The sequence below is a fragment of the Pseudomonas sp. RIT-PI-o genome (assembly GCF_001297215.1).
GTDB lineage: Bacteria > Pseudomonadota > Gammaproteobacteria > Pseudomonadales > Pseudomonadaceae > Aquipseudomonas > Aquipseudomonas moraviensis_A.
This window is the reverse complement of the sequence record NZ_LHPA01000024.1, coordinates 143596-162663: the sequence shown is the minus strand read 5'-3', so window position 1 is coordinate 162663 and position 19068 is coordinate 143596. Positions and strand designations below refer to the sequence as shown.

Genomic DNA, 19068 nt, shown 5'->3' with positions numbered 1-19068 from the left:
CCTACAAACACTGCCCATATTTGTCCTATAGACAGATGCCCGACATCGGCAGATTATTCCCCCCGCAAAACTCACCTCACCGAGAGAACCCTCATGAGCAAAAAGCCTGCAAAGCATGGCCCCAACAAGGCCAAATCCATCGTCGCCCAGCCCTTGTTCCGCAGCCGCCAGGAACGACCTTCCAAGGGCAAAGGCAGCTACCGCCGCGAAGCCTTCCAGTCTGACAACTGGGAGGCTTCTTGTTTTCTGGCTGCCTGAAGCGCACTACCCCCCGCTCATGTTAAGGTCTGCACCTGATTCGTTTCCCCTGGAACTGTGCATGCCCCCAAGTCTTTCCCGTCGTTGGCCTGTTCGCCAATTGATCGCTGCCTCCAGCTTCATTCTGCTTGTCGCCTGCGCGGAAAAACCCACCGCCGCCGATGCACAACCGCTTCAAGCCGCCCCGGTCACCACGGCCCCAGCGATCATTCCGCCGGTAGTGCCGTCCACCGACCCGCTCGATATTCAACCGACCCAGACCTTTGCCGAATGGCAGGCCGGTTTCCGCAAGGATGCCCTCGCCGCGGGGATTCGTGCCGAGCTGTTCGATCAGGCATTTGCCAATGTCAGCTTCGACGCCAGCGTGATTCGTGCCGATCGCAGTCAGCCAGAGTTCTCCCGCCCCGTGTGGGAATACCTCGACGGCGCGTTGTCGCCGTTGCGTGTGCGCAAGGGCCAGGCGTTGATCAACCAGTACGCCGACATTCTGCAAAGCATCGAGCAGCGTTATGGTGTTGATCGCCAGGCGCTGGTGTCGGTGTGGGGCATGGAAAGCAATTTCGGCCAGTTCCAGGGCAGCAAGTCGGTGATCAACTCGCTGGCCACCCTCGCCTACGAGGGGCGTCGCCCGGGCTTTGCTCACGCGCAATTGATCGCCGCCCTGCAGATTCTGCAACAGGGCGATATCACACCGGAGAAGATGCTGGGTTCCTGGGCCGGTGCAATGGGCCAGACGCAGTTCATTCCCACCACCTACAACACCCATGCGGTGGACTTTGACGGTGACGGTCGCCGCGACATCTGGGGCAGCCCGGCGGATGCGCTGGCTTCGACTGCGCATTACCTGCAGAGCTCGGGCTGGCAGCGTGGCCAGCCATGGGGCTTCGAAGTGCAGCTGCCGAGCGGTTTCAACTACACCCTGGCGGACGGCGCGATTCGTAAAAGCGTGGCTGAATGGCGGCAACTGGGCGTGAACCTGCCGAACGGCGCTCAGGTTCCGGCAGGTTCAGAACAACTGTCCGCCGCCCTGCTGCTGCCCGCCGGCTATCGTGGCCCGGCGTTTCTGATCCTCGACAACTTCCGGGCGATTCTCAAGTACAACAATTCGTCGTCCTATGCGCTGGCAGTGAGTCTGTTGTCCGAGCGTTTCGAAGGTGCAGGCCTGATCAATGGCAACTGGCCGAAAGATGACCTGCCGCTGAGCCGTACCGAGCGCATCGAACTGCAGACGCTGTTGAGCGCGCGTAATTACGACGCCGGCACGGCTGACGGGATTATCGGCGCCAACACCCGCAAAGCGATTCGCAGCGCGCAGCAAGCGCTGGGCTGGCCGGCGGATGGTTATCCGACGCACAAGTTGCTTGAGAGCCTGCGTAGCCAATAGAACAAATCAAAAGATCGCAGCCTTCGGCAGCTCCTCCAGGATGCTCGTCAATCCATGTAGGAGCTGCCGAAGGCTGCGATCTTTTTTGCCTCACCCGAATTACCGGATGACCACATCCTGCTCCAGCATCAACTCCTGCTTCCCCGCATCCAGCCGCACCAGCGCGCCCAATGGCAGCGTCAGGTTCGGATCACAATGGCCACTGCGCCAGCCCGACAACACTGGAATCCGCAACGGCTCAAACGTCTGCTTGAGCAAGCGATTCAGCGCCTCGACATCCACCCCGGCGATATCACCGACCAGCACACCGCGCAGCCTGGCCAACTTGCCAGCCAGACGCATCTGGGTCAGCAGACGGTCGATACGATACAGCGGCTCGTTGATATCCTCGATGAACAGAACCGCGCCGTCGACATCGATCTCGTAAGGCGTGCCGAGGGTCGCGGCGATCATCGCCAGATTGCCTCCCAGCAACCGCCCGTGGGCAACGCCCGGCTCGACGGTTGATAGCGGATAAGCCGCCGGATGGCTCAGCACACTGCCCGCCTTCATTTGCCCGCGGAGCATGGCAAAGAATGAAGTGACGGTCGGCGGCTCCTTGTCGCCCAGCAGGTCGGCATTGAGCAACGGCCCGTGAAAGGTCACGAATCCGGCGTAGCGACTGATGGCCAGATGCAGCGCGGTGATATCGCTGTAGCCGACAAAGGGTTTGGCGTGACGGCTCAGCAGGTCGTAATCGATTCGGTCGAGCAGACGCGGCGTGCCGTAGCCGCCGCGCAGGCAAATGATCGCGTCGACGTCGGGATCAGCGAACGCCGCGTGCAGATCGCGCAGACGCACGTCATCACTGCCGGCCAGATAGCCGTCCTTCTCGTAGACGCCGGGAAACACCTTCAGCCCATAGCCGCGTGCGCGCATCCATTGCAGCGCCTTATCGGTGTCCAGAGCACCCGGGCCGGCAGGCGCAATGACGCCGATCAGCCCTTCCGAGGGCAGTGCGGGCACGGCTGTGTGCGGGCAGAGTGTATGGGTCGGTCGAACGGTCATCCTTGGATCTCCCTGTGAATTGATGCTCACACATTAGTCAGGAACGTGAACAAACAGAAGAGGATCAGCCACGCCGTGCATTGAAGGAAAAATCAGCAGCGAATGTAAGTCGGGCAAAAAAATGCCCGCCGGGCTATCAGACCTCGGCGGGCATTTTTCCTCGGCGCTGAATCAGGAACCCAGCAGCTCGGCCTTGACCAGCTTCGCCTGCTCGTCGGCGTGGTACGAGGAACGTACCAGCGGGCCCGATGCAACGTTCTTGAAGCCCATCTTGTAACCTTCTTCGGCGAACCAGGAGAAGGTGTCCGGGTGCACGAAACGCTGCACCGGCAAGTGGCTGCGCGACGGTTGCAGGTACTGGCCGAGAGTCAGCATGTCGATGTCGTGTTCGCGCATGCGCTTCATGACTTCGATGACTTCCTCGTCGGTCTCGCCCAGGCCCAGCATCAGGCCGGACTTGGTCGGAATGTGCGGCATCATCTGCTTGAAGCGCTGCAGCAGCGTCAGCGACCACTGGTAATCCGAACCCGGGCGCGCAGCCTTGTACAGGCGCGGCACGGTTTCCAGGTTGTGGTTGAACACATCCGGCGGCTCGGCGGCGGTGATTTCCAGCGCGATGTCCATGCGGCCACGGTAGTCCGGGACCAGGGTCTCGAGCTGCACGTTCGGCGACAGTTTGCGAATTTCGCGGATGCAGTCGGCAAAGTGCTGGGCACCGCCGTCACGCAGGTCATCGCGGTCCACCGAAGTGATCACCACGTATTTGAGCTTGAGGTCGGCAATGGCGATGGCCAGGCTTTCCGGCTCGTTGACGTCCAGTGGCTTCGGACGGCCGTGGCCAACGTCGCAGAACGGGCAGCGACGGGTGCAGATGTCGCCCATGATCATGAAGGTCGCGGTGCCGCCGGAGAAGCATTCGCCGAGGTTCGGGCAGGATGCCTCTTCGCAGACGCTGTGCAGCTTGTGCTTGCGCAGCAGGCTCTTGATGCGGTCGACTTCCGGCGAAACCGGGATGCGCACGCGAATCCAGTCGGGTTTCTTCGGCAGTTCGGTGGTCGGGATGATCTTGACCGGGATGCGTGCAACCTTCTCGGCGCCGCGCAGCTTGACGCCGGCTTCAACCTTGGGACGCGGGGCCGGGCGCTCGGTCACGTCGAGCGTCGGGATCATGGTTTGCACTGCATCAGTAGTCATATCAGTCGATTCCGCCCGTGAGGGTCGTCTGCTCAGCATAGTCGAGGTGTTTGACGAGCTGCGCGCGCAGCCGGGCACTTACCTCGGCAAATTCAATCGATCCTGCGTGATCGCTCAGCTGGGTCATGGCCAGCCCGGCGTAGCCGCAGGGATTAATCCGTCGAAACGGTTCCAGGTTCATATCCACGTTCAGGGCCAGGCCATGAAAGGAACAACCGTGGCGAATGCGCAAACCCAGAGAAGCGATTTTCGCTCTATCGACATACACGCCGGGAGCATCTGGCTTGGCCGCAGCGGTGACGCCGTAGCTGGCCAGCAGTTCGATCAGGCAGGCTTCCATGCGGCTGACCAGATCACGCACGCCGAAACCCAGCTTGCGCACATCCAGCAACAGATAAGCCACCAGTTGCCCGGGGCCATGATAAGTCACTTGGCCGCCACGATCGACCTGCACCACCGGAATATCTCCCGGCAGCAACAGGTGTTCGGCCTTGCCGGCCTGGCCCTGGGTGAACACCGGCGGGTGTTCGACGAGCCAGATTTCGTCGGCGGCAGCATTGCCGCGTTCGTTGGTGAAGCGTTGCATGGCATGCCAGACCGGCTCGTAAGCCATCTGGCCAAGCTCGCGAAAGCCCAGCGTGCCGTGCATCACAACACCATGTGCACGAAGCCGGTCGCCCGCAGTTCGCTGTTGATGTTGTACAGCTGATCCTGGTCGGTGGCGACGATATGCAACTGAATCGTGGTGTATTTGCCGTTGGTGCTTTGACGTTCGTCGATGCGCTCATCGTTGATGGTCGCGTGTTTCTTGACGATGTCGATGATCTGGTCTTTGTTGCCGACGCCCGTGTCGCTGATCACCTTGATCGGATAATCAGTCTGCGGAAATTCGATCTTTGGCGCCTGTACTTCGGTATCGGTCATGGCGTAACGGCCTCTTAAGCCGTGGTAACGCACATGGCCCCGCACCGGATCGGGGCGGGGCCATGCAGGTCAACACTGAATCAGTTGAACAAGCCGTAGAAGAATAGACGGATGCTATCCCACATGCGGCGGAAGATACCACCCTCCTCGACGCCATCCAGAGCGATCAGGTCGGCGCTGTGCACCACCTTGTCTTCCAGTTTGACTTCGACTTTACCGATCACGTCGCCCTTGGCGATTGGCGCAACCAGTTGCGGGTTCATGGTCATGCTGGCAGCGAGCTTCTTCAGCTGGCCTTTCGGCAGGGTCATGGTCAGGTCTTGTGCCAGGCCGGCCTTGACCTGGCTGGTGGTGCCTTTCCACACCGGCGCCTGCGCCAGTTCAGTACCCTTCTGATAGAAGGTCTGGGTTTCGAAGAAGCGGAAACCGTAGGTCAGCAGCTTCTGGGTTTCTGCGGCGCGGGCCACTTCGCTGTTGGTGCCGAACACCACGGCGATCAGGCGCTGGCCGTCACGTACCGCCGAGGACACCATGCAGTAGCCGGCTTCGTCGGTGTGGCCGGTTTTCAGACCGTCAACGGTCTTGTCGCGCCACAGCAGCAGGTTGCGGTTAGGCTGCTTGATGCCGTTCCAGAAGAACTCCTTCTGCGAGTAGATCGCGTAGTGAGCCGGGTCTTCGTGGATGATCGCACGGGCCAGGATCGCCATGTCGTGTGCCGACGAGTAGTGCTCAGGGTTCGGCAGACCGGTCGGGTTCATGAAGTGGGTATTGGTCATGCCCAGTTCGGTGACGGTCTTGTTCATCAGGTCGGCGAATGCGTCTTCGCTGCCGGCGATGTGCTCGGCCAGGGCGACGCTGGCGTCGTTACCGGACTGGATGATGATGCCGTGCAGCAGGTCGCTGACAGTCACCTGCGAGCCGACCTTGATGAACATCCGCGAACCGCCGGTGCGCCAGGCGTTTTCGCTGACGGTCACCGGGTCGTTTTCACCGATCTGGCCGCGACGGATTTCCAGGGTCGCGATGTAAGCGGTCATCAGCTTGGTCAGGCTGGCCGGTGGCAGACGCTGGTCGCCGTTGTTTTCGACCAGCACATTGCCGCTGCTGGCATCCATCAGAACATAGGCCTTGGCGGCCAGTTGTGGTGGCGACGGCATCATCTCGGCCGCGAAAGCGGCTGGCGAGAGGAGCAGCGGGACTAGCAGACACAGGCGTTTGGCAAAGGTGGTGATGTTCATCCGTCTCTCGAAATCGCTAATGGAAACTTGCCCGAAGGCAAAACTTATTCAGACAGCCTTCTAACGGGCCATCGCGTGTTCAGTTGCTCACTCCAGTCACCCTTGCCGGGCTTTTGTTCTTCGACGAGCCAGCAACCTGGTTCACCCCCCGAATACCGCAAGTGAACCGTCAATCAAGGTCTACGTATTACTCAGTAACCACGCTGGGCGAACCCAGATTGGCCAGCCGCACACTGTTCTGCACCTGGGCGATTTCACCCGGCGAGCCGATCGGCCCCAGGCGTACCCGGTGCAGGGTCTGCTGATTGCGCACGATCGAGCTGATGAACACCGGCGCGCTCACCATCCCGCTGAGCTTCGACCTCAGCAGTTCGGCAGCGTCCGGGTTGGCGAACGCGCCCACCTGCAGATACTGGCCAGACGCTGGTGCAGAAGCGTTTTTTTTTGCATCGATCTGCACGGGCACCACGGCCGCCGCGTGCTGCTGCGGCGGTGGCGTCCACTGCTCGACAGTACCGGCCGAAGCGGTGATCACCGGGGCGCTATTCTGCGCCACTTGCGGCTCGTTGAGCATCAGCGGCGCCGGACGGCCCTTGGCCGCCCACCATTGCTGCGGATCGATGCCTTCGACCTTGACCCGTGCGGTGCCGGTTTCGGCATAGCCGAGTTTTTTCGCCGCCGCGTAGGACAAGTCGATGATGCGATCGGAGTAGAACGGCCCACGGTCGTTGACGCGCAGGATCACGGTCTTGTTGTTGTCCAGGTTGGTCACCCGAACGTAACTTGGCAGTGGCAAGGTCTTGTGCGCGGCGCTCATGCCGTACAGGTCATACACTTCGCCGTTGGCGGTGTTCTGACCGTGGAACTTGGTGCCGTACCAGGACGCCGTGCCCGAGGCCACGTAGGTCTTGGATTCCTGCAGCGGGAAATAGGTCTTGCCCAACACCGTGTAAGGGTTGGCCTTGTAAGGGCCGGTGTGCAGGGTCGGTGTCGCATCGGGGATGCGCGAGACATCGACGTCCCACCACGGCGCGCCGTCTTTGTGCGCGCGGTTGATGTCCAGGCCCGGTTGGGCGCGGACCGCGGTGGACGGGGTTTTCTGTGTCGGCGTGCGGCTGGTCGTGCAACTGGCGACCAGGACTGCCAACGCAGCGAAAGCCACCAGCTTCAGGGGTTTATTGTTAGGCAATGCCTGCATTACTTGACGCCCCGTGCTTGTACCAGCTGTTCAGACAGTTGATGTACGGCCATGGCGTACATCACGCTGCGGTTATAACGCGTGATCGCGTAGAAATTCTGCAGGCCCATCCAGTATTCAGGGCCGTTGTCGCCTTCGAGGCGAAATGCGGTAACCGGCATATCATCGCGCAGCGCATCATGACTTGACCAGCCCAGCGCCCGCAACTCTGCGACCGTTTTCACTGGCTCGATACCGGTAGTCAGGCCTTCATCGACCTGCTCGCCGCGCACATCGGCGCGGCTGACCACTGGCTCACCGGCGACCCAGCCATGGCGCTTGAAATAGCTGGCGACGCTACCGATCGCATCGTCCGGGTTGTTCCAGATATTGATGTGGCCGTCACCGTCGAAATCCACTGCGTAGGCGCGAAAGCTGCTCGGCATGAACTGCGGCAGGCCCATGGCCCCGGCGTACGAGCCTTTCAGGGTCAGCGGATCGACCTGCTCTTCGCGGGCCAGCAGGAGGAACTCACGCAGTTCCTTGCGGAAAAATTCGGCACGGGGAGGATAGTCGAAGCCGAGGGTCGACAACGCATCGATCACCCGGAAATTGCCGGTATTACGTCCGAAAAAGGTCTCGACGCCGATGATCGACACGATGACTTGTGCCGGCACGCCGTATTCCTGCTCGGCGCGGGCCAGGGTCGCCTCGTGCTGACGCCAGAAGTCCACACCCCGGGCGATGCGCGCGTCGGTGATGAACATCGGACGATATTCGTTCCACTGCTTGACCCGTTCGGCGGGTTTGGAGATGGCGTCGAGAATCGACTGCTTGCGTTGCGCCTCGCGGAACACACCCATCAGTTGTTCCCCGGCGAAACCGTAGTCGCGGGTCATTTCACCGACGAATTCGGCCACCTGCGGCGAGCCTTCATAGTCGCCGGCCAGCGCTTCCTGCACGCTCCCCAGCAGGCCCATCAGGCCAACCAGCGGCGCGCATCGAGTCGCCCAGCCACGCATTGCTTGCATTGCACTCTTCACCTTATTCAAACCTGTGCGATCCACTTGCGATGGGTATGGATCGACATCAAAACCCCAAACGCTGACAGCAGCGTCACCAGCGAAGTTCCTCCGTAGCTAATGAACGGCAACGGCACCCCTACGACCGGCAACAGGCCACTGACCATACCGATGTTGACGAAAACGTAAACAAAAAAAGTCATGGTCAACGCGCCGGCGAGCAATTTGCCGAACAGCGTTTGCGCCTGGGCAGTGATCACCAGCCCGCGACCGATCAACAGCAAGTAGATCAGCAGCAGTGCACAAATCCCCACCAGACCGAACTCTTCGCCCAGCACGGCAATGATGAAGTCGGTGTGGCTTTCCGGAAGGAAATCGAGGTGCGACTGGGTGCCGAGCAGCCAGCCTTTGCCAAATACGCCGCCGGAACCGATCGCCGCCTTCGACTGAATGATGTTCCAGCCGGTGCCGAGCGGATCGCTTTCCGGGTCGAGAAAGGTCAGGACCCGCTGCTTCTGATAGTCGTGCATGACGAAGAACCACATCGCCACCGACACCGGCACCGCCGCCGCCAGCACGCTGAGAATCCAGCGCCAGCGCAGGCCGCCCATGAACAGGACGAAGGCGCCACCAGCCAGAATCAGCAGCGATGTGCCGAGATCCGGCTGACGCACGATCAGAATGAACGGCACACCAATCAGCATCAGGCTGATGCCGACGTGCTTGAGCTGCGGCGGCAAGGTACGTTTCGACAGATACCAGGCGATGGTCGCCGGCATCAGGATCTTCATGAATTCCGAGGGCTGGAAGCGGATCACCCCGGGGATGTTGATCCAGCGCGTGGCGCCCATGGCGTTGTGGCCCATGATGTCGACGACGATCAGCAACACCACGCCGATCACGTAGCCGAGCGGCACCCAGCGGGCCATGAATCGCGGCTCGAGCTGGGCGATGACGATCATCGCCACCAGGCCGATGCCGAACGACGTCGCCTGCTTGCCGAGCAGATCCCAGCTCTTGCCACTGGCCGAATACAGCACGAACAGACTGCCGGCGGCGAGGATCAGCAACAGGATCAACAGCGGGCCATCGATATGCAGTCTTTGCAGCAACGTCGCGCGGCGACGCATCACATCCTCGCTGGAGAGCATGCGATCAAAATTATTCATCACGGGCCGTGGCCTCCGCAGTGATAGGGCTGGCGTACTCGGCTTTCAGATGGCCGTCCTGGTCGAGCAACCAGGCATCCATCACCTGACGTACCACGGGCGCGGCCACGCCGGAGCCGGACTCACCGTTCTCGACCATCACCGAGACGACAATTTTCGGGTCATCGGCCGGGGCGAAGCCGACGAACAGGGCGTGGTCGCGGTGGCGCTCCTGAACCTTGGAGCGGTCGTATTTCTCGCCCTGCTTGATCGCCACCACCTGCGCGGTACCGGACTTGCCGGCGATGCGGTATTGCGCGCCGATCGCCGCTTTGCGCGCGGTACCACGGGCACCGTGCATCACCTGCTGCATGCCGTGGTTGACCTTGTTCCAGTCGGAGGGGTCGCGCAGGACGATGTTAGGCATCGGGTTGTCATCCACCGGTTTGACCCCATCGAGGGACCTGGCCAGGTGCGGACGATTCCAGATGCCCTTGTTGGCCACCAGCGCCGTGGCCTGGGCCAGTTGCAGCGGAGTCGACTGCATGTAGCCCTGGCCGATCCCGAGAATCAGGGTTTCGCCGGGGAACCACGCCTGTTTGCGCGTCGCCCGCTTCCATTCGCGAGACGGCATCAGGCCCGGGGACTCTTCAAACATGTCCAGCGAAACCTTCTGGCCGATGCCGAACTTGTTCATGTAGGTCGACAGCCGATCGATGCCGAGCTTGTGCGCCAGGTCATAGAAGTAGGTGTCGTTGGACCGCATGATCGCCGTATCGAGGTCGACGAAGCCGTCACCGGTGCGGTTCCAGTTGCGGTACTTGTGATCGTAGTTGGGCAGCATGTAATAGCCCGGGTCGAACACTCGGCTGGAAGCCGTGACCACGCCAGCGTCGAGACCGGCAATCGCCACCGCCGGTTTGATCGTCGAGCCCGGCGGGTACAGGCCGCGCAGCACACGGTTGAACAGCGGCCGATCAATGGAGTCGCGCAACTCGGCGTAGGCCTTGAAGCTGATGCCGGTGACGAACAGGTTCGGGTCGAAACTCGGCTGACTGACCATCGCCAGCACCTCGCCGGTTTTCGGATCGAGCGCTACCACCGCGCCACGTCGCCCGCCCAGTGCGGCCTCGGCGGCTTCCTGCAATTTGATGTCGAGGCTCAGGACGATGTCCTTGCCGGGAATCGGATCGGTGCGCTTGAGCACGCGCAACACGCGGCCACGGGCGTTGGTCTCGACTTCCTCGTAACCGACCTGACCGTGCAATTCCGGCTCGTAGAAACGCTCGATGCCGGTTTTGCCGATGTGGTGGGTGCCGCTGTAGTTGACCGGATCCAGCGACTTCAGCTCTTTCTCGTTGATCCGCCCCATGTAGCCCACCGAGTGCGCAAAATGCGCGCCCTGCGGGTAATGCCGGACCAGTTGCGCGACCACTTCCACCCCGGGCAGGCGGAACTGGTTCACCGCGATCCGGGCGATCTGTTCTTCGGTCAGCTCGAACAGGATCGGTACCGGCTCGAACGGCCGGCGCCCCTGACGCATGCGTTTCTCGAAGATCACCCGGTCCTCGGGCGTCAGCTCCAGCACCTCGACGATGACGTCGAGCACTTGTTGCCAGTCGCCGGAGCGCTCGCGGGTCATGCTCAGGCTGAAGCTCGGCCGGTTGTCGGCCACGACCACACCGTTGCGGTCGAAAATCAGCCCGCGCGTCGGCGGAATCGGCTGCACGTGGACGCGGTTGTTTTCCGACAGGGTCGAGTGGTACTCGTACTGGATCACCTGCAGGTAATACAGGCGCGCGATCAGCACACAGATCAGCGACACGATCACGATCGCACCGAACACGACACGGCTGCGCACCAGACGGGCGTCCTTTTCGTGGTCCTTGATGCGGATCGGCTGAGACATGAGGGCAGGCTTACTTGTGGTAAGGGTGGCCGGACAACACGGTCCAGGCACGGTACAACTGTTCGCCGATCAGAATCCGCACCAACGGGTGCGGCAAGGTCAGCGGCGATAACGACCAGCGCTGGTCGGCGCGGGCACAGACTTCCGGTGCCAGCCCTTCCGGGCCGCCGACCATGAAGTTGACCGTGCGCGAATCCAGGCGCCAGCGATCGAGTTCGACCGCCAGTTGCTCGGTGCTCCAGGGCTTGCCGTGAACCTCCAGCGTGACGATCCGCTCGTTGTGCCCGACCTTGGCCAGCATGGCTTCGCCTTCCTGGCGGATGAAACGGGCCACGTCGGCATTCTTGCCACGGGTGTTGAGCGGAATTTCCACCAGTTCCAGCGCCAGCTCGGATGGAAGACGCTTGGCATATTCATGCCAGCCTTCTTCCACCCACTTGGGCATGCGTGAACCGACGGCGATCAGGCGCAGTCGCACAGCAATCCCTTAGAACTGGTCTTTGTTGAGCTTGGTGAAATGCTCGTGGGTGTTCTCCGGGCTGTGGTGCTTGGCATCAGCCGCACGGCTTTGCTCGGCACCGGCCCACAGGCGCTCCAGGTCGTAGAACTGACGCGCCGAGGCGGTCATCATGTGCACGATCACCAGGTCGAGGTCGAGCAGCACCCAGTCGCTGTCGCCCTTGCCTTCTTCGCCCAGCGGCTTGGCGCCCTGCTTTTTCACTTCCTCGCGGACCTTGTCCAGCATCGCGTTGATCTGGCGATTGGAAGTACCGGTGGCGATGATCATGTAGTCAGTGATGCTCTGCTTGTCGCGCACATCGATGATCTGGATGTCCTGGGCCTTGACGTCTTCCAGCGCGGCGACGGCAATCTTGACCAGTTCGTCGCCCTTGAGCGGCTCGTTGGTGTTGACGGCTTCCGGCAGTGGTGCGCTCTTGAACGTGCCTTTGCGCTTTACTTTCGGTAGATCTTTATCAGTCATATGAAACTCGTTTTGCTCATGTATTCGGCGGCTTGGGGATACGGTAATCCGCATCGGTGAAGCACGCCTTGTTCAGTTCGACGCACGGTACAGACCGTGCGCATCGATGTAGGCCAGGACCGCGTCGGGCACCAGGAAACGTACCGACTTACCGCTGGCCAGCAGTTGACGGATCTGGGTGGCGGAAACCGCGAGCGGTGTCTGCCAGACGAATGCAATCTGTCCGCTCGGCCCTTTCAGGGCCAGCGGGTCGCTCACCGAACGCGCTGCCAGCAGGTTGCGCAAGGCATCCGGCGGTTCGCTGTCGGCGTCCGGGCGCTGTAGCACCAGGATGTGGCAATGCTGGAGCAACTCTTCCCAGCGGTGCCAAGTGGGCAGGCCGCAAAATGCGTCCCAGCCCAAAAGCAGAAAAACCTGGGTCTCGGCGGGCATCTCTGCGCGCAGCGACTCCAGGGTATCGATGGTCCAGGACGGTTTGTCCCGCTGCAATTCGCGGGCGTCCACCACCAGCGGCGGCAATCCGGCCACCGCGCACTCGACCATCGCCAGCCGATCCTGCGCCGACACCTGCGGCGTACCGCGATGTGGCGGCCGCGCGTTCGGCATCAGGCGCAACTCGTCCAGCGCCAACGCCTCGACGACTTCCAGCGCGCCACGCAAATGGCCGATGTGCACCGGGTCGAACGTACCGCCCAGTACGCCAATGCGTTGCGGGCGCGACTCGCTGCCGGTCTGCGGCGCTGTCAGGTCGAGGTCGGTCAAGTCAGACCGTCGCCTGGCCGCGCAACTGGCCGTCGCCGACCACGATGTACTTCTCGCAGGTCAGCCCTTCGAGGCCCACCGGGCCGCGGGCGTGCAGCTTATCAGTAGAAATGCCGATCTCGGCACCCAATCCGTATTCAAATCCATCGGCAAAGCAGGTCGGTGTGTTGATCATCACCGAGGCCGAATCGACTTCCGCCACGAACCGGCGGGTGTCGGCGAGGTTTTCGCTGACGATCGAGTCGGTGTGATGGGAGCCGTAATGGTTGATGTGTTCGATCGCCTGCTCCAGGCCGTCGACCACGCGGATCGACAGGATCGGCGCCAGATACTCGGTGTGCCAGTCGTCCTCGGTGGCGGCTACAGCCTCGATGATCGCCCGGGTACGCTCGCAACCACGCAGCTCGACGCCTTTTTCGCGGAACTGCGCGGCCATTGCTGGCAGAAAGTCATTTGCAACAGCCTGATCGACCAGCAGGGTCTCCATCGCGCCGCAGATGCCATAACGGTAAGTCTTGGCGTTGAAGGCGATGCGTTGAGCTTTTGCCAGATCGGCGTGTGCGCTGACGTAAACGTGGCAGATGCCGTCCAGATGCTTGATCACCGGTACCCGGGCATCGCGGCTGATGCGCTCGATCAGGCCACGCCCGCCACGCGGAACGATGACGTCGACGTATTCAGGCATGCTGATCATCGCACCGACGGCGGCGCGGTCAGTGGTTTCCACCACTTGCACCACGGCGGCGGGCAATTCAGCCTCGGCCAGGCCGCGCTGGATGCAGGCGGCAATCGCCCGGTTGGAATGAATCGCCTCGGAGCCACCGCGCAGGATCGTCGCGTTGCCGGACTTCAGGCACAGGCTGGCGGCATCGATGGTCACGTTCGGGCGGGATTCGTAGATGATCCCGATCACGCCCAGCGGGACACGCATCTTGCCGACCTGAATGCCCGACGGACGGAAGCTCATGTCGCGGATCGCGCCGACCGGATCCGCCAGTGCTGCGACCTGGCGCAAGCCGACGATCATCCCGTCGATGCGTGCAGGGGTCAGTTCCAGACGCTCGAGCAATGCCGGTTCCAGACCGTTGGCGCGACCGGCTGCCAGATCCTGCTCATTGGCGGCAGCAAGCTCGGCGCGCGCAGCATCCAGAGCATTGGCGGCAGCCTGCAAGGCGCAGTTTTTCTGCGCGGTGCTGGCGCGACCGATGACCCGGGAGGCAGCGCGGGCGGCGCGACCCAATCGGGTCATGTAGTCAAGAACGGACTCAGTCATGGTCTGCTGGGGTCTTGGCAAAGAGGAAAGCGGCAGATTATAGCTGTCGCGTCCCGGGACTAACAGCGGTGACGGGCGGATGGTCGAAATGAGCTGCGTTTGCCCGTCGTTCAGACGTAATTAAGCTCAGCGTTGTTATCATCACGACCTCATTGAGCCTGGATAAACCTTGCCCATCATGACCAACGTGCCCCTATGTCCCGAGTCCGCGCGCCTGCCCGTGGGCCTGCCGGACAGTTTTTTCGACCGCGACGCCCAGGTACTGGCGCAGGCTCTGCTCGGTAAAGTGATCCGTCACCGCGTCGGCGATCTGTGGCTGAGTGCGCGGATCATCGAAACCGAAGCTTATTACTGCGCGGAAAAAGGCAGCCACGCCTCCCTCGGCTATACAGAAAAACGTAAGGCTTTGTTTCTGGATGGCGGGCACATCTATATGTACTACGCCCGCGGCGGTGATTCGCTGAACTTCAGCGCCCAGGGGCCGGGCAATGCCGTTTTGATCAAGTCCGCCTATCCGTGGGTCGATGAAGTCAGCGGCCCGGCGAGTCTGGCGCAGATGCTGGTGAACAACCCCGATGCCCAGGGCCGGCCGCGTCCGACGCAGAAGCTCTGCGCCGGACAGACATTGCTGTGCAAGGCGCTGGGTTTGAAAGTGCCGATGTGGGACGCCAAGCGTTTCGATCATGAATTGTTGCTGGTCGAGGACGCCGGGGCGGCGCCGACACACATTATCCAGACCACCCGACTGGGCATTCCGCTGGGCCGTGATGAACACTTGATGTATCGCTTCGTTGACGCCGCGTATGCCCAATGGTGCACGCGGAACCCGCTGCGACGGGGTCAGGTCGAAGGCCGGGATTATTGCCTGCTTCCCGGAGCTGACGCCGAATCCGCAAATAGATGATGTCCCCGTGTGGGAGCGAGCCTGCTCGCGAAGGGGTCGTGCCAGCCAACGCTTCTATCGTCTGACACACCGCATTCGCGAGCAGGCTCGCTCCCCCAGGTCAGAAGTCAAACGCGTAACGATCAATTAAAGATTGGATGGAGTTTTCTCTATGGGCCCATGGCTCGATAGCATCACCGGATGGCTCGGCGCCAATCCACAGTGGCTGGCCGCAGCGGTGTTCATCGTTGCGTGCGTGGAATGTCTGGCGATTGCCGGGCTGATCGTCCCGGGCACGGTGCTGTTGTTCGCCGTGGCGGTACTGGCCGGCAGCGGCGCGCTGTCATTGAGCGAGACGCTGCTGCTGGGCTTTCTCGGCGGCATCCTCGGCGATCTGATTTCGTATTTCCTCGGGCGCCATTTCCACCAGAACATCCGCCGCCTCCCCGGGCTGCGCCATCACCCGGAATGGATGGCGGGTGCCGAGTCTTACTTCCAGCGCTATGGCATCGCCAGCCTGCTGGTCGGGCGTTTCATCGGTCCTTTGCGGCCGATGCTGCCGATGGTCGCGGGGATGTGCGACATGCCGTTCCCGCGTTTCTTCGCCGTCAGCCTGCTCGCAGCCGCCGGCTGGAGCCTGGCCTATCTGCTGCCGGGCTGGGCCACAGGTGCTGCGTTCCGCCTGCCTCTGCCCGAAGGTTTCTGGCTTGAGGCCGGCATCGTCGCCGCCAGCGTGGCAGTGATGGTCGGCCTGAGCGTCAACAGCAGCGTGCGTCGTCATCGTCGCGCGACAATCTGGATCGGCAGCATGAGCCTGCTGATCCTGATCGGCCTGTTCATCGGCTATCCGTACCTGACCGCGCTCGACAATGGCGTGATGACCCTGGTGCAGGAGCACCGCCAGCCAGCGCTGGACGAAATCGCCGTGACGCTGACCCTGATCGGCGAATTCCGCAACATGCTGCTGTTCAGCGCCCTGCTCGTCGTGCTGCTGTTGCTGTGCAAGCAATGGCGCCAGGCGATGTTCGCCGGCTCCACCATGCTCATCACGGCGATGGCCAACACCGGAACCAAATACTTTTTCGCCCGGGTACGCCCAGAGGTGCTCAGTGATCCATTGACCACCTACAGCATGCCCAGCGGCCACGCATCCGGCGCGTTTGCCCTGTTCCTGACACTCGGCGTGCTGGCCGGTCGCGGACAGCCGCCACGCATGCGCCTGACCTGGCTGCTGATTGCCTGTATCCCGGCGCTGTCGATCGCCTTGTCGCGGGTTTATCTGGGCGCGCACTGGCCGACCGACATCCTCGCCGGCGCCATGCTCGCCAGTTGCGTCTGCGCCGCGATGTTATGGCTGAGCCAGCGGCAGACGTCACTCGACCCGATGCCGTTCAGGATCTGGTGGTTGATCCTGCCATCGATGGTGGCCCTGTTCGGTTTTTTCGTCTTGCGCCACCTGCCACACACACTGTTGCGTTACGCCTACTAAACCGGACCAACTTACAAGTATTGTTTGTCTAACGCCGCTCTTTAGGAATATTCCGACAAGAGCGGCACTCACTGCTGACACTCGATTACTTGTGCCCGGTCAAACTTCCTGATTAAAACCAGACAATTCCCCGCTCGAAACATGTACAAAACAGACGTTACATAATCAGGCCACACTTTGCTTGAAAGTGTCATTCCTCCCAGTGAAAACCGGTTAGATTGATTTGGCTTAATTACAACTAAAGCGCATGTTCAACGTTTGATACCGCAACTTTCAAACTCCGAAAACAATGCCTTTCAATCTGTTTGTTCCGAGTATTCCATGAGCCCAAAAACACCTCGAAAGCCCCCGGCGGCCACGTCGCACCCGCCGGAATCCGCCGCTCTCCCGCCACGCCAGCTCGATGGCGTTTCACCCGCCCTCTTCCCCACACCCGGCCTTGTCGATCCCACGTCGCCGGCGGATGCAATGGGCCTGCAAATCGTCGCGCCCCGTTTACAGCCACCCGCCGTCGAAATCTTTCGGATGCCGACACGGGGCACCCAGGCGCCTCAAGCCAATAGTCCGGTCCATGACTACTGGCTGTCCGACGCTTTTGTGCACGGAATGAACCCCGCGGACGCTGACGGATTTCGCTGGATCGTCGGCAGAAGATTTGTCGATGTCGAAATTGACGGCGCAATCAAGACCACCCATGTTGACCTGGATGAGTCCGGCGTATGGCGCAGCAAGCGCTTGACCGAACGCACCGCCTCCGGCCCGCGCCTTTATAAAAACGCCGACAGCCCGACCTGGCGCCTGACCGAACAACCGGTGCCGCAGCGGGCCGCGGTGACCGTGAGCGCACAGCCCGATGCCGCCCCTGTTGCCAAGCGCCCGCGTTTGACCTCAATGACCACGCCTATCGATGAAAGCCGTTACCGCGCTTCGCAGCGTTCGCCGGATGCCCAGGGCTACTACGAAATGCAACCGGTTCTGAGGTCGAACGAAGACGGCATCCAGTTTGCTTTCAGGGATTCTTTCGGCAACCTCAGGCGGGTCGATCCTCCAGAGGGCGGTTTCAACGCACCTCCCACGCACCTCAAGCAGTGGACCGATCTGGAAATCTGGCAACTGTATGGGCTGCAAGGCCGGGACATCACGCGGTTTCGTGTCGAAGCCGAGGCCGCAGGCACACCGCCACAGTGGGCAGATCCGGTGAGCACGAAAAATCCGGCCACCGACTTGCTGCGTGACGCTTTGCGCTGGCTGCACCCGGGCTTGAGCCTGGCAGAGCGCGAAGCCGTCCTGCAGTCCTACAACCTGCTGCCGGATCAACTGACGCGTTTGCAGCAGGAGATGAAAAAGCAACTGGCGATTCCTGCATGGGCCCAGGCACACAAGCGGCTGCTGGACGATGTCGACAATCCGCACCGCCTCGATCAGTTCGCCAGGGATGCGGTTGAACAGCTGAACCTCAAGCGCAATGCCCGCCACGACTGGTATCACGCCGAAAACTTTCTGACCCCCGAGCTACGCGAAGCGCTGCTCAAGCGACTCGGCTATCTGCGCAACAAGAACAACTGCCTGTACCGCACCGATATCCCGGCGCTGTTTCGCGGTGACGAGCGCACCCCTTTCGAATTGGCAAGCGACGGCACCATGCTGCCGCGCTACCACCATGAGCCCGGCGCCACCACGCACAAGCCGATCAGCGCAACGTTCAGCCTCAAAGAAGCGCAGGTGTATGCCAGCGCGCCCGATCCCGAGTACCTGCGTTTCAACAGTCAGATGCATAAGTACCCGGGGCGGGATGCCGCAGGCAGCAGCTCGGACAGCGACGCAAGTGATTCTTCCAGCAGTTCGTCTTCCGACTGGTCTGACCCGGCCAGCCCCGTGACGTGGGATCACGAGCGCGGTTATCGATCCACGCGCACGCGCCAGACGGAGATGTTCCTCTACGCCCTCGACACCCGGAACCTGGAAGTCGTCCCCCACGAAGAAAACATGATGTTCAATGCCACCGCGCGCGACACGCCGCCGACCTGGTTCCCCAGCGACGATTTCGAGGGGCTGATTTCGGTCACCCGCAGCGGTCTCGATGCCGAGCGCATCTGGCTCCTCAACAGTGCCCAGACCAAAGGCGCCAGGGTGATGGACATCAAGGACATGGCCGGCAACAGCGCCGAGCGGATCGAAGCGGCCACCCATGCCGGGCATGCCAACAAGTTCGAATACGATCGATTGATCGACAAGGCCGAAGCGGCCGCTCTGCCGATAGTCAGGCTGTCGGGCAACAGGAACGAGTCCGGGCACGACATCGTCTGGCCCTGAAACGCAGATGACACAGGCAACACCGGTAAGGAAACCGGCTGTTCAAACACACCATTAAAGGATTA

The 19068-nt window shown here is 61.6% G+C and carries 18 protein-coding genes; 5 read left to right on the top strand and 13 right to left on the bottom strand.

What is annotated here, in order from left to right:
* Positions 1-93: 93 nt before the first annotated feature.
* Positions 94-258, top strand: coding sequence for an alternative ribosome rescue factor ArfA (gene arfA, locus AEQ63_RS15870; RefSeq protein ID WP_042610576.1), 165 nt, complete (start codon positions 94-96; stop codon positions 256-258).
* 61 nt (positions 259-319) lie between these two features.
* Positions 320-1642 carry a lytic murein transglycosylase gene (locus AEQ63_RS15865; protein ID WP_042610577.1) on the top strand — a complete coding sequence of 441 codons (1323 nt, stop codon included), beginning with the start codon at positions 320-322 and terminating at the stop codon, positions 1640-1642.
* A gap of 99 nt (positions 1643-1741) precedes the next feature.
* Here the strand turns inward: AEQ63_RS15865 and AEQ63_RS15860 are convergent, their stop codons facing one another.
* From AEQ63_RS15860 to AEQ63_RS15800, 13 genes are all read right to left on the bottom strand, one after another.
* Positions 1742-2689 carry a S66 peptidase family protein gene (locus AEQ63_RS15860; RefSeq protein WP_064364059.1) on the bottom strand — a complete coding sequence of 316 codons (948 nt, stop codon included), beginning with the start codon at positions 2687-2689 and terminating at the stop codon, positions 1742-1744.
* A 171-nt stretch (positions 2690-2860) separates the two neighbouring features.
* The gene (lipA, locus tag AEQ63_RS15855; RefSeq protein ID WP_161806086.1) at positions 2861-3859 is read right to left on the bottom strand and encodes a lipoyl synthase; all 999 of its coding nucleotides are present in this window, start codon (positions 3857-3859) and stop codon (positions 2861-2863) included.
* Between the two features lie 25 nt (positions 3860-3884).
* Positions 3885-4532, bottom strand: a complete 648-nt coding sequence (gene lipB / locus AEQ63_RS15850; protein ID WP_064364057.1) for a lipoyl(octanoyl) transferase LipB — start codon at positions 4530-4532, stop codon at positions 3885-3887.
* Positions 4532-4807: a DUF493 domain-containing protein gene (locus tag AEQ63_RS15845; protein WP_064364056.1), complete on the bottom strand. Its 276-nt coding sequence runs from the start codon at positions 4805-4807 to the stop codon at positions 4532-4534. Before AEQ63_RS15845 ends, lipB begins: the two co-directional genes overlap by 1 nt.
* An 80-nt stretch (positions 4808-4887) precedes the next feature.
* Positions 4888-6045 carry a D-alanyl-D-alanine carboxypeptidase family protein gene (locus tag AEQ63_RS15840; protein ID WP_016773028.1) on the bottom strand — a complete coding sequence of 386 codons (1158 nt, stop codon included), beginning with the start codon at positions 6043-6045 and terminating at the stop codon, positions 4888-4890.
* 187 nt (positions 6046-6232) lie between these two features.
* A complete protein-coding gene (locus tag AEQ63_RS15835) occupies positions 6233-7243 on the bottom strand; it encodes a septal ring lytic transglycosylase RlpA family protein (protein ID WP_016773027.1) in 1011 nt (336 codons plus the stop codon).
* A complete protein-coding gene (gene mltB / locus AEQ63_RS15830) occupies positions 7243-8253 on the bottom strand; it encodes a lytic murein transglycosylase B (protein ID WP_042610581.1) in 1011 nt (336 codons plus the stop codon). Before mltB ends, AEQ63_RS15835 begins: the two co-directional genes overlap by 1 nt.
* Before the next feature lie 17 nt (positions 8254-8270).
* A complete protein-coding gene (gene rodA / locus AEQ63_RS15825; protein ID WP_042610663.1) occupies positions 8271-9374 on the bottom strand; it encodes a rod shape-determining protein RodA in 1104 nt (367 codons plus the stop codon).
* 31 nt (positions 9375-9405) lie between these two features.
* Positions 9406-11301 (bottom strand): penicillin-binding protein 2, encoded by a 1896-nt coding sequence (gene mrdA, locus AEQ63_RS15820; protein WP_042610582.1) that lies wholly within the window; start codon positions 11299-11301, stop codon positions 9406-9408.
* 10 nt (positions 11302-11311) lie between these two features.
* The gene (gene rlmH / locus AEQ63_RS15815) at positions 11312-11779 is read right to left on the bottom strand and encodes a 23S rRNA (pseudouridine(1915)-N(3))-methyltransferase RlmH (RefSeq protein WP_011063671.1); all 468 of its coding nucleotides are present in this window, start codon (positions 11777-11779) and stop codon (positions 11312-11314) included.
* A 9-nt stretch (positions 11780-11788) separates the two neighbouring features.
* The gene (rsfS, locus tag AEQ63_RS15810; protein WP_016773024.1) at positions 11789-12283 is read right to left on the bottom strand and encodes a ribosome silencing factor; all 495 of its coding nucleotides are present in this window, start codon (positions 12281-12283) and stop codon (positions 11789-11791) included.
* A 72-nt stretch (positions 12284-12355) separates the two neighbouring features.
* Entirely contained in the window at positions 12356-13030 is a 675-nt protein-coding gene (gene nadD / locus AEQ63_RS15805) for a nicotinate-nucleotide adenylyltransferase (RefSeq protein WP_442965714.1), read from the bottom strand.
* 16 nt (positions 13031-13046) lie between these two features.
* On the bottom strand, positions 13047-14318 hold the full coding sequence (locus AEQ63_RS15800) for a glutamate-5-semialdehyde dehydrogenase (RefSeq protein WP_064364054.1): 1272 nt from the start codon (positions 14316-14318) through the stop codon (positions 13047-13049).
* A 178-nt stretch (positions 14319-14496) separates the two neighbouring features.
* On the opposite strand from AEQ63_RS15800, the gene AEQ63_RS15795 reads away from it, so the two are divergent.
* The 3 genes from AEQ63_RS15795 (at position 14497) to AEQ63_RS15785 (ending at position 19003) form a co-directional block, all read left to right on the top strand.
* Positions 14497-15222 (top strand): DNA-3-methyladenine glycosylase, encoded by a 726-nt coding sequence (locus AEQ63_RS15795; RefSeq protein WP_042610586.1) that lies wholly within the window; start codon positions 14497-14499, stop codon positions 15220-15222.
* Between the two features lie 151 nt (positions 15223-15373).
* On the top strand, positions 15374-16690 hold the full coding sequence (locus AEQ63_RS15790) for a bifunctional DedA family/phosphatase PAP2 family protein (protein WP_042610587.1): 1317 nt from the start codon (positions 15374-15376) through the stop codon (positions 16688-16690).
* 606 nt (positions 16691-17296) lie between these two features.
* Positions 17297-19003 (top strand): hypothetical protein, encoded by a 1707-nt coding sequence (locus tag AEQ63_RS15785; RefSeq protein WP_236705270.1) that lies wholly within the window; start codon positions 17297-17299, stop codon positions 19001-19003.
* Positions 19004-19068 lie beyond the last annotated feature (65 nt).

Bases quoted from the DNA above. Each gene is read 5' to 3' on its own strand.
- AEQ63_RS15860 (WP_064364059.1), bottom strand. From the start codon at position 2,689: ATGACCGTTCGACCGACCCATACACTCTGCCCGCACACAGCCGTGCCC.
- AEQ63_RS15800 (WP_064364054.1), bottom strand. From the start codon at position 14,318: ATGACTGAGTCCGTTCTTGACTACATGACCCGATTGGGTCGCGCCGCC.
- AEQ63_RS15785 (WP_236705270.1), top strand. From the start codon at position 17,297: ATGAACCCCGCGGACGCTGACGGATTTCGCTGGATCGTCGGCAGAAGA.
- AEQ63_RS15865 (WP_042610577.1), top strand. From the start codon at position 320: ATGCCCCCAAGTCTTTCCCGTCGTTGGCCTGTTCGCCAATTGATCGCT.
- arfA (WP_042610576.1), top strand. From the start codon at position 94: ATGAGCAAAAAGCCTGCAAAGCATGGCCCCAACAAGGCCAAATCCATC.
- AEQ63_RS15840 (WP_016773028.1), bottom strand. From the start codon at position 6,045: ATGAACATCACCACCTTTGCCAAACGCCTGTGTCTGCTAGTCCCGCTG.
- AEQ63_RS15795 (WP_042610586.1), top strand. From the start codon at position 14,497: ATGACCAACGTGCCCCTATGTCCCGAGTCCGCGCGCCTGCCCGTGGGC.
- mrdA (WP_042610582.1), bottom strand. From the start codon at position 11,301: ATGTCTCAGCCGATCCGCATCAAGGACCACGAAAAGGACGCCCGTCTG.
- AEQ63_RS15835 (WP_016773027.1), bottom strand. From the start codon at position 7,243: ATGCAGGCATTGCCTAACAATAAACCCCTGAAGCTGGTGGCTTTCGCT.
- rsfS (WP_016773024.1), bottom strand. From the start codon at position 12,283: ATGACTGATAAAGATCTACCGAAAGTAAAGCGCAAAGGCACGTTCAAG.
- lipB (WP_064364057.1), bottom strand. From the start codon at position 4,532: ATGCACGGCACGCTGGGCTTTCGCGAGCTTGGCCAGATGGCTTACGAG.
- lipA (WP_161806086.1), bottom strand. From the start codon at position 3,859: ATGATCCCGACGCTCGACGTGACCGAGCGCCCGGCCCCGCGTCCCAAG.
- mltB (WP_042610581.1), bottom strand. From the start codon at position 8,253: ATGCAAGCAATGCGTGGCTGGGCGACTCGATGCGCGCCGCTGGTTGGC.
- AEQ63_RS15790 (WP_042610587.1), top strand. From the start codon at position 15,374: ATGGGCCCATGGCTCGATAGCATCACCGGATGGCTCGGCGCCAATCCA.
- AEQ63_RS15845 (WP_064364056.1), bottom strand. From the start codon at position 4,807: ATGACCGATACCGAAGTACAGGCGCCAAAGATCGAATTTCCGCAGACT.
- rodA (WP_042610663.1), bottom strand. From the start codon at position 9,374: ATGCGTCGCCGCGCGACGTTGCTGCAAAGACTGCATATCGATGGCCCG.